Here is a 16,088-nt window from a genome sequence, read left to right as displayed (position 1 = left end):
AACGCTTCAAATTTAGATTTCTTTTCTGAGCCTTGCAACCGGTATATCGAGTTGTTCCCGGTATTTGGCGACTGTACGGCGGGCGATTACGTACCCTTTCTCCTTCAGGATCGTGGTGAGCTCCTCGTCGGTAAGCGGTTTACGTTTATCCTCACTGTCTATATGTTCTTTCATGATCTTCTTCACCTCACGGGTGGATATTTCCTCGCCGCTGTCGGTCTGCATCGATTCGGAGAAGAAGAATTTCAGAGGGTAGATGCCGAAATTGGTCTGCACATACTTGCTGTTGCTAACCCTCGAAATGGTCGATATGTCGTATCCGGCACGTTCGGCCACGTCTTTCAGTATCATCGGTCGCAGCGTTGCATCGTCGCCTGTCAGGAAAAAATCCCGCTGCAGGAGGATGATCGCTTCCATGGTGCGCTGCAGGGTTTCCTGGCGTTGCCGGATGGCATCGATAAACCATTGGGCGGAGTCCAGCTTCTGCTTGACAAACTGTACCGCTTCGCGCATCTTGGATGTCTGGTTGGCCTTGTTGCCTGCGTAGTCCTGGAACATTTCCGCATACTCGCGGCTGATCCGCAGATCGGGAATGTCGCGGTTGTTCATGCTCAGGATCAGCTCACCGTTTACAGCTTCGACCAGGAAGTCCGGAATGACCTGGCTCATGGCTACTTCCATAGAACCGCCCCAGCTGCTGCAAGGTTTAGGATCGAGGGCGATTATTTCGTGAATCGCCTTTTTCAGGGTCGCTTCGCTGATGTTGAGCCCCCGCAGGATCTTATCGTAATGCTTGCGGGTGAACTCCTCGAAATATTCGGTGAGGATATGGATTGCCTGGTTGGTCCCTTCGGTCGGTTCTTTGCGACCCAGTTGCAGTAACAGGCATTCCTGCAGGTTGCGGGCACCGACACCGGCGGGGTCGAAGTCCTGTATGATGGCAAGGACTTCTTCTATCTCTTTTTCGTCGACATCCTGTCCCGCCTGAAACACCAGGTCGTCGGCAATGGCGGACAGTTCACGGCGCAGATAACCGTCGTCGTCTATATTTCCGATAATGTATTCGGCTATTTTTACTTCTTTTTCCGGCAGGTCGCGCAGTCCGAGCTGCTGGAGCAGATATTCGTTCAGCGACTGGCTTACGGAAAAGGGAATATCCTCTTTGCGTTCTGTCTTTTCACTGATCTCCCGGAGCTTATAGTCCGGTATATCATCTTCGCTCATATAGTCTCCGAGCGAGAGGTCTGTCTCTGTTTCGTTTGTAGATATATCATCAACTCCCTCGTCGTCAGTCCGTTCAAAGTCGTCCGCAATGTCTTTTCCCTCCTCCAGTGCAGGGTTATCCTCCAGTTCGTGCTTGATGCGTTCTTCCAGCTCGATGGCGGGAAGTTCCAGAAGCCGGATTAACTGGATCTGCTGTGGAGAGAGCTTTTGCTGTAACTTTTGTTGTAACTGTTGCTTCAACATATTTAAAATCGTCTACATTAGAACATGCAAATATAACTTTTTACGGTGAACCCGCTTATGATTAAAAGCATAATTGTTCTAAAGAATCCGTTTACCGGGCAAATCCGGATCACTTTTAACATGTCGGCAGAAGAAATACTTCCTTGAAATGCTTTAAAAATCAAAACTATTCAATATTTTTGCGTTTATAAAGTTTCACTAGTATGATATCAACGCTAACAAAAAACAAATATAGCGAGTTATCCCGAGAAGAACTAATACGATTATTGGAAGCACAAGACGAGAGGCAGCGTGTGAATGCCGGAAATCCGGTTACGGAAGCTTCGAATATCAAGCGTATTATATCCGAGGTACTTGTATTGTTGTTCAATGAAGAACAGCAGCCGATAGAGAAAGCCATGAGTTTGTTGCTGAACTTTTTCGATGCGGATTGGGGCTATGTCGCCATCTTCGAGAAAGACGGGCGGACCGCTTATTTTCCCTGCGAGGTGATGAGCGAATGGGTAGAAGCTCCCAAAGAAAATCATTCGGAACTGACGGACGAGACGATTCCCTGGATCATGAAGACCGTGAAGAGCGGGCGCGATATCGTCATGTGCGACCTGTGCGACCTGCCGTCGGAAGCAGAAACGGATAAACGGTTATTTGAATTGCAGAGATTGAAATCCATGCTTATAATACCGCTTTCTTTCCATAACAGGATACAAGGATTTATCGGATTTGATTCGGTGCGTGTACAGCGCTCTTGGACGGCCACGGAAATAGAAGACCTGCATATAATAGCCAATATGTTTTCCCTTATCATAGAACGCTGGGAGACGCAGGCAAGCCTGGAAGAATCGCGGAAACATCTGGCGGAGCTCAGTACCAAGTTTAAACAGTTCTTCAATAATCTGCCTATCGGTGTGGAACTGTATGACTCGGAAGGATATTTGGTGGATATTAACGAAGCCGATGCGCATATTTTCGGTTCCACGCGTAAAGACCTTTTGGGGGTCAACCTGTTTGAGAATCCGGCTGTTCCCGCCAAGATGCTGAAAGGCATCCAAAGCGGGAGGGCTTTCAGTTTTCCTCTTGTGTATGATTTCAGTATCATACAGAGTTCCAGCTATTATCCGTCTGCTTTTGTCGACCAGATCAAATATCTGCAGGTAAAAGGGATCAGCCTGAACGATCCGGAGTTCGGACGGGTGGGATATTTGCTGATCATCTCTGATAATACGGACGTGCAGCGTAAAGCGGAGCAGACCAGGAACAACCTGGCTATTCTGAAAGCCGTGCTCTTGTCCGGTCGTTCGATTGTCGGAGAGTATAATGTGGAAGAGGATGAATTGTATATCGATCCTGTGCTGAACGATCATTCCAGCTCTAATCATCTGTTCAATTACCTGAAGACGCATAATTATCTGTCTATCCAGGAATTGTGGAATCTGGGGCGCTTCGGAGATGTTCCGACCAATAATATGGAGCCGCTCTTGCAGGTCGTCCGCGGAGATATCAATAACTGTAGTTTCGTCTGTAAAATGTTTGTCCGTGAAGAACCAGCCTGGGTACGCATCAATGCACAGGCCCATAAGATCAATAAAGACGGGCATCCCAGCAAGGTCGTTTGCTACATCACGGATATAACGGCTGAAAAGCAGCTGGAAGAGAAATTACAGCAGGCACGCGACGAGTCGCGAAAGAATGAACTGGAAATGCAGAAAGCACGTGAAGCGGATATGTTGAAATCGACTTTCCTGGCGAATATGAGTCATGAGATACGTACGCCGCTGAATGCCATAGTCGGTTTTTCCGGTATCCTGGCCGAAATGGATGACGAAGAGGAGAAAGATGAATATGTGAAGATCATCAACCAGAACTGCGACTTGCTTCTTCGCCTGATAACCGATATCCTGGATTTCTCGAAGATAGAATCCGGCGTGATGGACTATTCGTTGACCGATGTCAATATAAAGGAAATATGCCGTGAACAATATAAGGTGCATTCGCTGAAAGTACAGGAGGGTGTCACCATGATCTGCGACCTGGATGCGTTGCCGGATAAAATACTTTATACGGACCCGAAACGAGTGACGCAGGTGATGTCCAATTTGCTCTCGAATGCCATTAAGTTTACTGAACAAGGTCATATAAGCCTTTCCTATAGCGTGAAAGAGGATCATGTGCTGTTTGAGGTTAGCGATACCGGCATCGGTGTTTCTGCGGCGCATATCGATACGATTTTCGAGCGGTTTACCAAAGTGGACTCTTTCAGGCAGGGCACAGGTCTTGGCCTGTCTATTTGTAAAACGATCGTCAAAGCCTTACAAGGCGAGATCGGTGTGGATTCAACGCCTGGGAAGGGTTCAAGGTTTTGGTTTACATTGCCTTGTGATTAAAAAATAAAGGTAATAAGCGGATATAATCAGAGACATAATCAAAAGTTTGCCTATATTTGTAGAGGACAGAAATGTCGTTTTTTTAGAATAAACGCCGGGAACTGAAGACCAAATTTGAAAAAATGATTATGTTATGAAGAATGACCTGTTGTATGAAAATCTTGTAGCGGCCATTAAAGAGAAGATCCCGGGTAGAGGAAAACTGACAAACCAATTGGCCGATCTTTTGATGCTGGAAAAAGAAGCCGTCTATCGCAGGTTGCGAGGCGATGTCCCTTTTACTATCTTCGAAATAGCGATTATTGCCGATAAGCTGGATATTTCGCTGGATCATATCATTGGGTGTGCCTCGGGTAAAAGCAGGCCGTTCCAGTTGAAGATGGTGAATTTCCTGAATCCGAGTGAAGAGGATTGCGATATGCTTGAGCATTTCGTAAACGAACTGAGATATCTCAAGGATGATCCGGATTCGGAAGTCGGCGGAGCTTTGAATATTCTTCCCCAGTCGCTGGTCTTGGACTACAGGCATATTTACCAGTTCTATCTTTTCAAATGGATGTATCAGTGCAGTAATGCGATGCCTGTTAAATTCAGCGAGATTGTCCTGCCGGACCGTTTGTTGCTGATCAACAGCGAGATCGTTATGGAGACGCGTGAGGCTGCCAACGCCTATCATATTATGGATAGCATGACTTTCCGATATCTGGTAAATGACATTAAATATTTTGCCAGTATTTACCTGATAACCCGCCAGGAGATAGAAGTGCTGAAAAAGGAGCTGCTGACATTTATAGATGATATGGAAGCGCTTGCAGCCAGGGGATTTTGGAGAGAAGGAAAGAATGTCCATTTCTTTGTCAGCAGTGTGAATTTTGAAACCAGTTACAGTTATGTGGAAACGCATCATTGCCATCTGACAATGATCAAATCTTTTACGTTGAATGATGCCACCTCTCCGGACGAGGCTATCTTCCAACGGATGAAGAAATGGATGCAGTCGCTGATCCGGACTTCCACGCTGATTTCGAGGAGCGGAGAGAAAGACCGCATTGTCTTTTTTGAAGAACAGCGCAGGATTGTGGAGTCGCTCTAGTTTCCTCACGCTGCCGTCTTTCCGAACAATTCCTTTTCTTCCTTGATCAGCCGGTCGAAAAAGCGTTTTAAAAGAATCGCCATCGCCTGCTGTTTCACCAACACCTGCCGGACGTCATCGCTGACGATCATATTTCCGGCAGGCTGGTATCCGGCTGCTTGCCGTACGGCTGCCCACTTTTCTTCCGGTGTGTTGCGGATAATGCCGCGTTCCTGCAGGGAACGATAGACACGTGCCGGATAAAGGCGGTCAAGCGGATAGCCGGCACGGTATTGCTCGAACACACGGAGCAGGTATGTCCGTTCGTGTTCTTCCTTATAGGCTTCGGAGACCGGCGGAAGAGCCGCCTGCGCCTGCCTGTCACGTTCCACAACCGCACGGTAACGCAATTCGCTTGTTTGATACGTTTTCAGCCAGCGGGTAAACGTGCGCAGGTTCAACCCCATAAAGTCGCCATATTCGCCTTTGGCACCCAGTTCGAAACAGAGCGACAGTTCCCGCAAGGTCAGAAAAGGATACGATTCCTGCAAGTCGGCAGCCAGTTTGCTGGTCAGCAGTGCCACATCCGCACTTTTGGGTGGAGTGAAACCGACAAGCACATACGCCTGAAGCAGGACCGTGTTGACCGCCGGAAGCAGTTCTTCCACGCTATAGGCTGCAATCCGGCGGTCACCGAGAGCTTGGCGTAAACGGATTTCCAGGCTCATACGGCATTTTTATAAAATTGGAGAGCCAGTTCGGTCGAACTTTTCCCCAGGTCGATGATTTCTTCTATCCGTGATTTCTGCTTCTCCTTTCCACGAACGAGCAACCCCGGCTGATTGCCGCCGGAATATTTTTTCAGCCCGTGATAAAGCCACCAAAAATAGAAACGGCGAGCATAGTCTTGTTTCGAGCAGATGGATTCTTTCTCGTTGTTGGCAATGATGAAATCCTGAAACTCCTGCATCTTGGCGGGAAGCATGGCATGGAAGTCTGTTCCCAGTCCGGATTGCCTTACGGACGAAGCGCACCATTCTTCGTCTTCGAGTAGCTCCTTCTGCCACGCAGCGCACTTTTCATCGAAACTTTTTTCCGGAATTTCAATCGGCTCCTCGCGCGCACTCTCACTCTCTATATTTAGTTTAATATTATCCTAATATAATATGTGCACTTTTTGTCGTATTTTCGATAGTTTCTGCAACAATAACCGGGGTTTCTGCTACATGAATGCAGTCCAACTCTTCGCGAACGGTATTTTTGCTCCGCTTCTGTGCTTGAATGTACCTTACTTGAATACTTTTAGACGTTATTACTTTATAGAGTTCGTATATCCGACGATTAAACAAATCGGTCTGCAAACAGAATGAGATGACCTCCTGCACTCTTTCTTCCGTTTCGCCGATACGGTCGGAAAGGTCATACACATAATCGTCCGAGAGTTGAAGGAAATAGCCTTCTTTCTTGTAAACATCGCATAGAATAGTGAAGTAAATCAAGAAGCCGGATGCTTTGTACCGGCTTTTCAGTTTACGCACTTGTATATTATCGAATATATCGGTATCGACCGGAAAATAATCCAGTCCTTTCTTTATGGGTCTTGCCATGATTGTAATAAATTAATTTTGTATCGCCCGAATAATGAGCCGCACCGTCTTAAACGTCAGCAGTTCCGACGGCAGCACGCGTATCACGCACCAGCCGGAGACTGCCGCCTCATTATATTTCTCCATGTCGCGCAGGTAACCGTCGGGGCGGATATGGCGGCCACCGTTAAAGGCGCCGCCTTCCACCTCGATAGCCACGCGGCGGGAAGGGATGGCGAAGTCGAACCGCCAGTCCCGCGAAGGATGAAAACGGTATTCCGCCATCACTTCCTCGCCCGTGTGCTTACGGATCAGCTCGCTAAGCGGCGAATAAGGCTCCGTCGTCATAGAGAAAGTTTTCGGCCTCTTTCGAGGTGTTGCACTGTTCGACCAGGCAGGTGTTGTGCCGGTTGTCGAATGCCATCCATTTTTTCAGGAACGGATCGTAGAAATATCCGTATTCCTCTCCGCACGAATAACTGTAATTGCGCGAACCTTTTTCGCCTGTAATCAGTCGCATCAGGCAAGCTGCCGCCTGGTCTCCCAGGAGGCAGCCGATGGTGAGTGTACATCTTTTCATCAGGCAGCAGAACGAAGGATGGATAAATCGCTTTCGTCCAGACGGATAAACATGTCGTGCTCCAGACGCTTGCCGGTTTCGATATAGGCCAGCGCCTCGCGTTCGCAGGCAGAAAGGTCTTCCAGCAGCAAGTCGATCGAAGGGTATTCGTCACGGCCGATGTAAAAACGGCTGACGATATTGCCACAGGAGTCGTGCCGGTGGTTTTCCATGCGGGCATAGATGGTCAGCAATTGCGCGTTGCCGCAGTTCTGACGTTGGAAACCGGTGATGAGCAGGCTGTCGCTGTTTGCCGCCACTTCTACAAAATTAACCATATGATACGCCAGTCGTTGCATTGCTTCGATCTGATCATTGTGCACAGGATCCGTATTTTCATACGTGATCACGCGGTTGTCACCCGTACTTTCCGTAAAGACTTCATAGCGGGCTTTGAATTTCCCGTCCTTGACGGAAATCAGAGAAAAGGTTGTTGAAATTTTATTCATCTTATTTTTTAATGTGCTAATAAAGAACCAAATCCACGTCATCCGTGTACCTGGTTCTTGAATACCGTGAAATCTGTGCCTGAATCATGCCGCCTGGATCCCTTTCGGAACCGGGCGGTATTCTACGTAAACACTGTCGATAAGGATGTTTTTGCGGGCTTGCTTGCGGGCATACGACAACATCGGGCGGAAGATACGCTGCAGGTCGCTGTCGGGCAGGTTTCTACCGATTTCCTGCCACCATAGGCGCAGCAGGTCGATATAACCTTCGGGTTCAGTCGCAACAGGCATGAGTTCGGTGGCTATGGCATTCATTTTCAGGATAGCACATCCGGATTGCAGGCGATTTTCTGCACGGCTGAGGGCTGTGGCTTTCTGAGCGTCGTTCAGGTCTTCGCGTCCGGCAAGGCGCTTTTCGGTGCGTTGGAAATTAGCCATCAGACGCTGTTCCTCCTTTTCGGCTTCGCGTATCCGGGCGAGTTTCCACGCGCTGAGACGGTCTGCCAGTTCATTTGCCGGACTGTCCTTTTTCGTGGGATCGATCTCATTTTCAAGTGAAACGAATAGTTTTTGTACCTCCGTCAGTTGTTTGGTAAATGGTTTTCGGGTGTTGCCCATAGTCGATAATATGCTACGACAATGTGAGAGATAGCTTTCGATTTCGAGAGCTAAGGTTTCGTTCACGCCTCCTTCGTGGTTGATCCGGTCGATTAATCGATGGCCTTCCGACTTACAAGCAAGGCTTTGTTTGGCATTTTCACTGAGTATGCCTACTCCTTTTTGAACAGCGACGGTCAACGTCTCCTGTTTCTTTGCTAACGTCTCTTCCTTTTTCAAAGAAATAATGTTTATGGTTATTAAATAATATGGATAAGGTAATCGATCACATAGTTGCGGATTGGTTATCTTTCCATTGCAAAGATAATTATATGTTTTGTATATACCTTATATTTCAATGGATTAAAATGGTAGTTTAACATTTATTGGCTATCCTTTTTTTAATATAGTACCCATACGGATTTTTATATATATACGACCGATTGTTAACGAATGTAAATTTTCTTATTGTTATTTTCTATGTTTATTCCGAACCGGTCTTCCGGAGCGTGAAAAAAGGGGTTGCGGGAGAAAATAAAATTTCTTCCGAGAGAAAATGAAATTTCATTCGGAAGAAATTTAAAATGCGTTCGGATTGGGTATGGAGGTGAATGGGGGTTATTGTAAATTTTTTATGAATGCGACTGGGCGCTCCGGTTTGAAAAGAAGAACCAGGCCGAATGTTTTCCGTGTTCCGGTGTATGAGTCGGAAATCAAGAGGTCTTGGCAGCGGGGTGTCGGGGTGAAGAGAGGTTTTGAAATATAAACGATTGTCGTATAGGTGTTTACATTGAAAAAAGAAAAAACGGATGAAAGAATGGGTAATAGGCAGTATATCAAATCTTTATCCGAATATGCTGTAAATGTTAAATTTAGGGTGAAATAGGCGGCTTTATTGTGGTACAAATCTTGTTTTACAAGTGTTTGAAATGTTAAAACGGAATGACTAATTTAAACGACCCTTTTTTCTCGTCACAAAGGTACGACTAGTTTTTTAACTTGCAATTCTTTTCAAATTTATTTTTCCAAATATATAGCCTTTCTTATCAATCACATAGCATTGTTTGTATAAAAACTTCGCTTTTCTGTATAAAACTTGAATTTGACCTAAAAATGACGAGAAAAAAGGGTCGTTTAAACTAGTCATTTTGCTAAACACCTTTTAACAAATACGTATTACGATACTATTTTAACACTATTATTAATATTAAATTTAAAGGTTTATGAACAAAAAGTTTTCTACGCTTATGGCTGGCTTGTTGCTGGCTGGTGGATTGTTCAGCACGGCAGATGCAGCGAAGATTGCAGAAGCAATTCAAGGTAAAACTGCAGGGCAATATTATTACATTCAGGTGAATACAGCTAGTCCGGCAACAGATGGTACTGCTTTCTTGGATTTGAATGCAGATGGTTGTTCTGCTGCAAAAGGAGAAGATGCCCAGTGGACAATTAAAGTTTACAAAACAGTAGTGAATGGAACTGAAACTCCGGTTGGTTATCAATTGATTAATAGAGTTAGCGGTGAACCATTGGCTATTACTGTTGATGGAAAAACTTATAATGTATTCAATGGTAATAGTGATCAGTTGATATTTCAGAATACAGTAGGAGGTTATGCTGGACCTAATGGAGGCTTGAGTTCTTCTGCTTGGTATTGTGATGTAACTGCTGTTCCTGATGTTGTATTCCCCGGAGACAACGAGAACAACCCTGCTATAGATTACGGCAACAAAAAGACATTCGAAATGTCTATCGGCGCCCAGGTTTGGAATAAGAACAAAGGTCAGTGGGAAGGCTTCAAAGCTTACAATTCTTTGAAAGGTAATGAATTTGCAGGTCAACTGAAAGCTGAATTTACAGCTGATGGCATGATGTTGAAGAATGCAGCCGGTAAATACATCGTATTGACCAAAGAAACTTGGGGTACTTTGTCTGGTGAATTGGAAACTGGCGCAAAAACTTTAGGTTACAAGTTTGCCGCTTTGACAAAGAAAGATTATGATAAAGCAAAAGCAGATGGTAAAATCTTAGCTGCTACTTATCGAATTACTCAACCTTCTACTGTAGATGGCGAACCATTGGAAGTTGTAGCATTGGGTGAAGACAAAAACTACGAATTGGAAGTAGCTGTTATTGATGGAACTGCTTATTTGACAGTCGCAGTAGAAGGAACTGAAGGTACTGCTGATTATATAGCTACGGCAGGCGATAAAGACTCAAAAGACAACACTTGGGTTCGTTTCGGTTCAAGCAACAAGATCGATTATGCTATCTTCCGCGACAAACTGTTGAACATTACATGTGTAGCAGAAGGTGCTAAGAAAGTTGCCAATCCTGCTTGTGAAGGTGAAGACTTCATCCCTGTTGCTCAGGTTGCTTTGAATCAGCCGGAAGGACAGTGGTTGTATCAGGGTGGTGCTACATTCATGAACCGTGAATCTGGTAATACTGTTGAAATTGCAGCTCTTCGCAAGACAGATAAAGCTGATGTGTATACAGACGGTTCTATTAACTATACAATCGTAGCTGTAGGTACTCCGGGTGATAACAAATTCAATGGTTACTTCGGTGGCGAATACACTGCAGACCAGTTGATCACTAAGACATTCAATATCGGTACTCCGCTGGTTGCATTGGATGATACTGCTTATATGACTTTAGGCAAAGACAACAAGATTACTTGGACTAAAGATGCTGCAGAGGCTATCGAATTCCGTTTCACTCAGGTGAAAGAAAGTGACCTGGCTGTAATAAAGCATTTCACTCCGTATGTTGGTGTAGACAAAGACGGCGAAGAAGTGACAAAAGAAGATACATTGAATATGTACCGTTACAACATCACCGATTTGGCTGGTAACGCATTGTCTTATGACGCTGTAAACAAACGTTATGAGTTGAAGGCGTTAGCAACAGGTGATGCTAAGATCAACATCGTCTTGAAAGGCAAGAACGACGAAAGCTTTAACATCTTGAGAGAAGGCGATGATTTCGCATCTAAAGAAGATGATGATAAATATCTGACAACTACTGATGGTGCATTCTGTGGTTTGGATAAATTGTACGGCGCACACAATGCTAACGAATTGACTGGTGATGTAGATGCTTATGAAAACGTTCAGAATGACCTGTTCGTAATCACTGACGCAATCTCTGACTTGTATCGTTCAGTTGGTACAACAGAAGCTTTGGATACAATCAAGATTTTCCGTAACATCGATAACAACTACGTTTTGTATGAAACAGGTTGTCTGTTGGAAGATGCTAAGGGCGATGCAATCGAAGGTTTCTTAGGTATCCAGAACTTCTTAGATCCGCAGTATGCAGAAAAGAATCCTGCTATGTATGCTGACACAGCTGCCGGATTCGGTACTTGGAGACCTCAGTTCATGTTGGCTGTAGATGCTGAAAAAGTTCCTGCCGGTAAGTATTGCCCGATCTGTGGTGAAGAAGATTGCTTACATGCAATTCCGACAGAAGGATTCATCGACGGTCGTTATTTGGTTAACTTAGTGGATTCTGTAAATGCAGGTCGTAAAGATTGCGCTTTCCAGAACTATAGTGGTGATACATACTATCGTTTAGGATTCGTTCAGGCTAAACATGTGATAGACTCTTTGTTCATCACAAGCACTGGCGATAAGATTGAATTGAACAATACTGCTGACAAAGTTTGCTCTTTCGCATTCCGTTATGTAGATACTAAGAGTGATGCATTCACTATCGAAACTCTTTATACTCCGGCTACTTATTATACAGAAGATGATGAAATACCAGCTGGTAAATACGAAGGTGAAGTAAAAGATGAAGCAGTACGTGGTTATGTTAAGTTCCACAACGGTATTCCTGTTGTAACAAAAGAAGAAGCTGAAGCAGAAATCTTCGATTTGGAAGTATTGGAAAATGTAATTCCGACAGCTAACGAAGGTATCGCAACAGAAGGTGTATCAGTTGTTGCAACTAACGGTGCCGTAATCGTTAAGGGTGCTGAAGGCAAGAACGTTGTAATCACTAACGTACTTGGCCAGCAGGTTGCTAACACAGTCGTTTCTTCTTCTGAAGCTACAATCGCTGCTCCTGCAGGTGTAGTTGTAGTAGCCGTTGAAGGCGAAGCTGCAGTAAAAGCAATCGTAAAATAACGACACAATAGGAAACATTTATAATCAATAAATTAATTGTTAATGACCGCGCATCGTAGGGGCGGTTCGCGAAGCGCCCCATGATAATTACCCTGCGACAGGCGAACAAGCGATCAGTATTAATACTAAAGTAATGAAATAAAGTTCTTCTGTTCTGACCCCTGTGAAGGGTGACGACAGGCAAAAACAAGCCCGGCGGATTATTCCGTCGGGCTTTCGTTATTTAATACACAGAAATGACATATATTTTTCCTAAAAACAACTATCAGATAAATAATAATCTTAACTTTGCCACGAACAAAATCGTATAGCTATGAAAAATAAAGGAGAGATCATTTTTTACTATCCGGAAGCTACTTTAAAGATGGAAGTCAGAGTAGAAAACGAAACTGTTTGGTTAACCCAAGTACAAATAGCCGAGCTGTTCGGTGTGAAGCAACCTGCTATATCCAAGCACTTAAAGAATATATATGATTCAGGTGAACTGAATGAAGAAAGCACATATTCCATTTTGGAATATATGGGTAATGATGGTAAACAAAAATACCAAACTAGATTTTATAATCTGGATGCCATATTGTCTGTAGGCTACCGTGTCAACTCCAAGAATGCAACTCGACGGTGCTTCGCTGAAAGACCTCGGTAAAAAGTGGTTCGCCTTTTCTAAATTAAACCTGGAGATAAAGGATATTATGCAAAAGATCATTTAATGCGATCCATCTGCACACAACTCAACTCCGCCTTTCCTGCCCGTTGTACCTTTGTATTGTCAATCAGACAAAACAACAAATTATTTATAATCAATAAATTTAATTGGCTGAGCGGTTTGACATGACCCTAGAAGTATGCCTGCCAAGTACCCCGCGATGGGCGAACAAGCAGTCAGTATTAATACTAAAGTAATGAAATAAAGTTCTTCTGTTCGATCTCTGTGAAGAGATAAAGCAGACAACAACAAAGCCCCGAAAGAGTTTTCTTCCGGGGCTTCGTTGTTTTTATTATAGAGGTAGAAGGATCATTCATCCAAAAACCTTTTCAGGTCATAATACATAGAGCGGGTCACATCTCCTTCGTCTTTTTCTGATATGAAATCGAATCCGCATTTTTGATAAAAGCTCACCGCATTTTGATAGGCATCCACAGTGATGAAACGACATCCGGTCCTATTTCCGTGAGTAAACATAAACTTGACTAAACGTATAATATCTCGTCCGAGCCCTTGTCCTGCATGCGCTTCAGAAATGGCTAATCTACCTACTTTCACTGCCGGGTAATGTTTCCTTCGTTTGGGATTGGCGATACGACGACTCAGTCTGTTCCAAATGGAGCGCTGTTCCGGATCAAAGGTTATTTTGTCGTTTAGCAGGCTGAAATAAGCGACAGTTACTCCTGTTACCCTGTCTTCAAGTAAATAAGTTACAGCCATAAGTTCTGTCAGATACCTTTTGGCATCATCCAATAAAAAACCGTTTAAGTCGCTGTCCTTGCTCTTAAACGGTTTTATATCAGTTTCTACTTTTAATGGTAGAAAGTCGTAATCATCAATTGCCATTGTTACAAAACGAATGAAGCAATGGCTTTGAACTTCTCGTAAACTTTCTTTGCAGCCTCTTTCTCTTCCTTACTTTCAGGTTCAAGATTTGCCATTTTCTCTGCAAAGCGTTTAGCGTCTTTGCCGGTTAATACCGGAGTTTCTTTAATCGGTCGAGCCATAGCATATTAATTATTAATACTTTGTAATGCAAAGATAGGAATTAATTCTTGAATATAGAAGAATACCTGTCCATATTATCACCCATCTGCACACAACTCAACTCCGCCCCGGCGCCCCGTCGTACCTTTGCATTGTCAATCAGACAAAACAACAAATTATCAACCTTAAAAACAATTTATTAAACAATGGCCCAGGGCTACAAATTAGTAACAAGAAAAGTGACCGACCTGAAAGGCGGCGCAGCACAGGAAAAAATTTACGCGATACCGGATTACAACGGTTACACCGACATGGATACACTGTGTATTATGATCGGAGCGCGATCTACCGTTTCCAGTGCGGATGTAAAAGCGGTGTTGGACAACCTTAACTTTATCCTCGACATGGAACTTCGTGCAGGGCGTATCGTGCAGTTGGGCGAGTTCGGTAATTTCCGCCTCTCACTCTCCAGCAAGGGAGCTGCCGACAAAAAGTCGTTCACCCAGGCAGATGTAAAAGGGGCGCGCGTGATCTTTACGCCCGGTGCATCCTTACGCAACACGAAGAAGCTGGTCGCCTTCACTTCAACCGAAAAGAAAGAAGAGGACGGCGGAAGCGGAGAGGACGACAGACCGGTAATTGAATAATTGGCAATTGATAATTGACAATGAAAGAGTGAAGAAACACAGCGTACAACTTTGGATTGCCGTGCTGCTGACTGCAGCCGGCATCCTGCTTCTATTTTTCGGCTTTTGGACGGCACCGCTGGGGGAAATCCACAACAGCGTACTGGTGGCTTTTGGCGAGACAAGCACCTTTGCCGGGGCGTTGTTCGGGATCGATTATAACTATAAATCAAAAAAATAATGTGCTAATATGCCAATTTAGAAAATATGCATCTCCAACTATCAAGAAATTTCACCTTAGAAGAATTTACTTACAGTCGGATCGCTATCGAACAGGGGCTTGAAAACATCCCTAACCCGCAAGCGCTTCTGGCATTGAAAAACCTTACAGGCTATCTGTTGCAACCGCTCCGGGAGCGTTATGGCAAAACCATCGCCATCACCAGCGGCTACCGCAACGAGGCTGTCAATTTACTTGCAGGAGGCGTGAAAAATTCGCAGCATACGAAAGGCGAAGCTGCCGATTGCTATATCACCGAAGGACCGGAGGGTTTATTGGGAATCTTGCAAGCATCCGGACTGGCTTTCGACCAGGCAATCGTTTACCGGCGGAAAAAGTTCCTGCATCTTTCCTATCGCGAAGGTTTCAACCGGCAACAGGTACTTTACAAGTAAGGCAATATGTCAAAAGTCGATATTAAGGAACGCAGATTACGCAGACAGAGCACAGAGTTTCGCAGACAATATGATTTTATCCAATGAAACACAGTTTATTTCCATTTGTAATATTACTTCTTACAAGCTGTTCGGTCGGTAAACAAACCGGCTCATATCGGCAACAGACTGATAGCTTGCGGCAAATCAGCCGTTTATCCATCCAGACAGGTAAAGTTCCCGAAAGTCGTGCAACCCTGGCTGTCCCGGTCGGCACGCTGAAAGAACTGCCTGCCGGTTCTGCTTTTATACAAAAAAGCGGACAGGCGACAGCCGAAATCCGCTTTCGGCACGACACCTTGTTTGTCACAGCTACCTGCGACAGCTTGCAGACACTTGTTTATCAATATGAAGAGCAACTCGAACGGTTATCCACACAAACGCAGGAAAAAAAGAAAGAGACAACCTGGCAGCTCCCAACCTTATTGCTCCTCCTGATTCTTTCCGGATTGGTCCTATTAAAGATAGTACGATAAACATTCCGATTTTCAATTCTTTTAGCTATCTTTGTTGTCAAGATGAAACCAACAACATTATCTATCAAAGAGCTGAGTGTGATGTATTTCCCGCACAGCAGTATCCGCAGCGCAGGCGTACAGCTAAAACGCTGGTTCGTGTATAACAAACCGCTCATGCAGGCCCTTGTCGATGCCGGCTACTATAACGGACAGAAGATTTTAACTCCCAAACAAGTAACGCTCGTTTTTGAATATCTTGGTGAGCCCTGAGAGTTATATCCATAAGCCTA

The 16,088-nt window shown here is 44.7% G+C and carries 18 protein-coding genes and 1 pseudogene; 9 read left to right on the top strand and 10 right to left on the bottom strand.

Features of this window, described 5'->3' with window-relative positions; translation table 11 throughout:
- Positions 1-12 precede the first annotated feature (12 nt).
- Positions 13-1,467, bottom strand: a complete 1,455-nt coding sequence (gene rpoN, locus DXD68_RS09560) for an RNA polymerase factor sigma-54 (protein WP_122361412.1) — start codon at positions 1,465-1,467, stop codon at positions 13-15.
- Positions 1,468-1,670: 203 nt separating this feature from the next.
- Between rpoN and DXD68_RS09555 the strand changes: the two genes are divergently transcribed.
- Entirely contained in the window at positions 1,671-3,848 is a 2,178-nt protein-coding gene (locus DXD68_RS09555) for an ATP-binding protein (RefSeq protein WP_122361411.1), read from the top strand.
- Between the two features lie 133 nt (positions 3,849-3,981).
- Positions 3,982-4,941, top strand: a complete 960-nt coding sequence (locus tag DXD68_RS09550) for a helix-turn-helix domain-containing protein (RefSeq protein WP_122361410.1) — start codon at positions 3,982-3,984, stop codon at positions 4,939-4,941.
- A 5-nt stretch (positions 4,942-4,946) separates the two neighbouring features.
- Here DXD68_RS09550 and DXD68_RS09545 read toward each other — a convergent pair whose 3' ends face one another.
- The 7 genes from DXD68_RS09545 to DXD68_RS09515 form a co-directional block, all read right to left on the bottom strand.
- Positions 4,947-5,648, bottom strand: a complete 702-nt coding sequence (locus tag DXD68_RS09545) for a hypothetical protein (protein ID WP_122361409.1) — start codon at positions 5,646-5,648, stop codon at positions 4,947-4,949.
- On the bottom strand, positions 5,645-5,905 hold the full coding sequence (locus DXD68_RS09540; protein ID WP_122361408.1) for a hypothetical protein: 261 nt from the start codon (positions 5,903-5,905) through the stop codon (positions 5,645-5,647). Before DXD68_RS09540 ends, DXD68_RS09545 begins: the two co-directional genes overlap by 4 nt.
- 166 nt (positions 5,906-6,071) lie before the next feature.
- Entirely contained in the window at positions 6,072-6,527 is a 456-nt protein-coding gene (locus DXD68_RS24455) for a DUF4373 domain-containing protein (protein ID WP_233577069.1), read from the bottom strand.
- 12 nt (positions 6,528-6,539) lie between these two features.
- Positions 6,540-6,854 (bottom strand): endonuclease domain-containing protein, encoded by a 315-nt coding sequence (locus DXD68_RS24450; protein ID WP_233577067.1) that lies wholly within the window; start codon positions 6,852-6,854, stop codon positions 6,540-6,542.
- Entirely contained in the window at positions 6,826-7,086 is a 261-nt protein-coding gene (locus DXD68_RS09525) for a hypothetical protein (RefSeq protein WP_122361407.1), read from the bottom strand. Before DXD68_RS09525 ends, DXD68_RS24450 begins: the two co-directional genes overlap by 29 nt.
- Positions 7,086-7,616: a hypothetical protein gene (locus DXD68_RS09520; protein ID WP_147382991.1), complete on the bottom strand. Its 531-nt coding sequence runs from the start codon at positions 7,614-7,616 to the stop codon at positions 7,086-7,088. Before DXD68_RS09520 ends, DXD68_RS09525 begins: the two co-directional genes overlap by 1 nt.
- Positions 7,617-7,658: 42 nt before the next feature.
- A complete protein-coding gene (locus tag DXD68_RS09515; RefSeq protein ID WP_122361405.1) occupies positions 7,659-8,411 on the bottom strand; it encodes a hypothetical protein in 753 nt (250 codons plus the stop codon).
- Positions 8,412-9,394: 983 nt separating this feature from the next.
- On the opposite strand from DXD68_RS09515, the gene DXD68_RS09510 reads away from it, so the two are divergent.
- Together DXD68_RS09510 and DXD68_RS09505 are read left to right on the top strand one after the other, a co-directional pair.
- Entirely contained in the window at positions 9,395-12,307 is a 2,913-nt protein-coding gene (locus tag DXD68_RS09510) for a DUF6383 domain-containing protein (protein ID WP_147382990.1), read from the top strand.
- A 313-nt stretch (positions 12,308-12,620) separates the two neighbouring features.
- Positions 12,621-12,923: pseudogene (locus DXD68_RS09505) on the top strand (DNA-binding protein); the annotation flags it as partial.
- A 399-nt stretch (positions 12,924-13,322) separates the two neighbouring features.
- On the opposite strand, the gene DXD68_RS09500 reads toward DXD68_RS09505, so the two are convergent.
- Both DXD68_RS09500 and DXD68_RS24270 read right to left on the bottom strand, forming a co-directional pair.
- A complete protein-coding gene (locus DXD68_RS09500; protein WP_122361403.1) occupies positions 13,323-13,859 on the bottom strand; it encodes a GNAT family N-acetyltransferase in 537 nt (178 codons plus the stop codon).
- A gap of 2 nt (positions 13,860-13,861) precedes the next feature.
- On the bottom strand, positions 13,862-14,020 hold the full coding sequence (locus DXD68_RS24270) for a hypothetical protein (protein WP_199715602.1): 159 nt from the start codon (positions 14,018-14,020) through the stop codon (positions 13,862-13,864).
- Between the two features lie 186 nt (positions 14,021-14,206).
- Between DXD68_RS24270 and DXD68_RS09495 the strand changes: the two genes are divergently transcribed.
- The 5 genes from DXD68_RS09495 to DXD68_RS09475 all read left to right on the top strand — a co-directional run bounded on the left by DXD68_RS09495 (position 14,207) and on the right by DXD68_RS09475 (position 16,068).
- Entirely contained in the window at positions 14,207-14,647 is a 441-nt protein-coding gene (locus DXD68_RS09495) for an HU family DNA-binding protein (protein ID WP_122361402.1), read from the top strand.
- A gap of 28 nt (positions 14,648-14,675) precedes the next feature.
- Positions 14,676-14,867: a hypothetical protein gene (locus tag DXD68_RS09490; RefSeq protein WP_122361464.1), complete on the top strand. Its 192-nt coding sequence runs from the start codon at positions 14,676-14,678 to the stop codon at positions 14,865-14,867.
- 26 nt (positions 14,868-14,893) lie between these two features.
- Positions 14,894-15,301, top strand: coding sequence for a D-Ala-D-Ala carboxypeptidase family metallohydrolase (locus DXD68_RS09485; RefSeq protein WP_122361401.1), 408 nt, complete (start codon positions 14,894-14,896; stop codon positions 15,299-15,301).
- An 83-nt stretch (positions 15,302-15,384) separates the two neighbouring features.
- Positions 15,385-15,816 (top strand): hypothetical protein, encoded by a 432-nt coding sequence (locus DXD68_RS09480; protein ID WP_147382989.1) that lies wholly within the window; start codon positions 15,385-15,387, stop codon positions 15,814-15,816.
- A 42-nt stretch (positions 15,817-15,858) separates the two neighbouring features.
- Positions 15,859-16,068 carry a DUF4248 domain-containing protein gene (locus tag DXD68_RS09475; RefSeq protein ID WP_122361399.1) on the top strand — a complete coding sequence of 70 codons (210 nt, stop codon included), beginning with the start codon at positions 15,859-15,861 and terminating at the stop codon, positions 16,066-16,068.
- Positions 16,069-16,088: the final 20 nt, after the last annotated feature.

It is taken from the genome of Parabacteroides sp. TM07-1AC (assembly GCF_003480915.1).
Taxonomy (GTDB): domain Bacteria; phylum Bacteroidota; class Bacteroidia; order Bacteroidales; family Tannerellaceae; genus Parabacteroides; species Parabacteroides chongii.
Note: the sequence above shows the minus strand (reverse complement) of the source record. Positions and strands in the feature narration are given on the sequence as shown.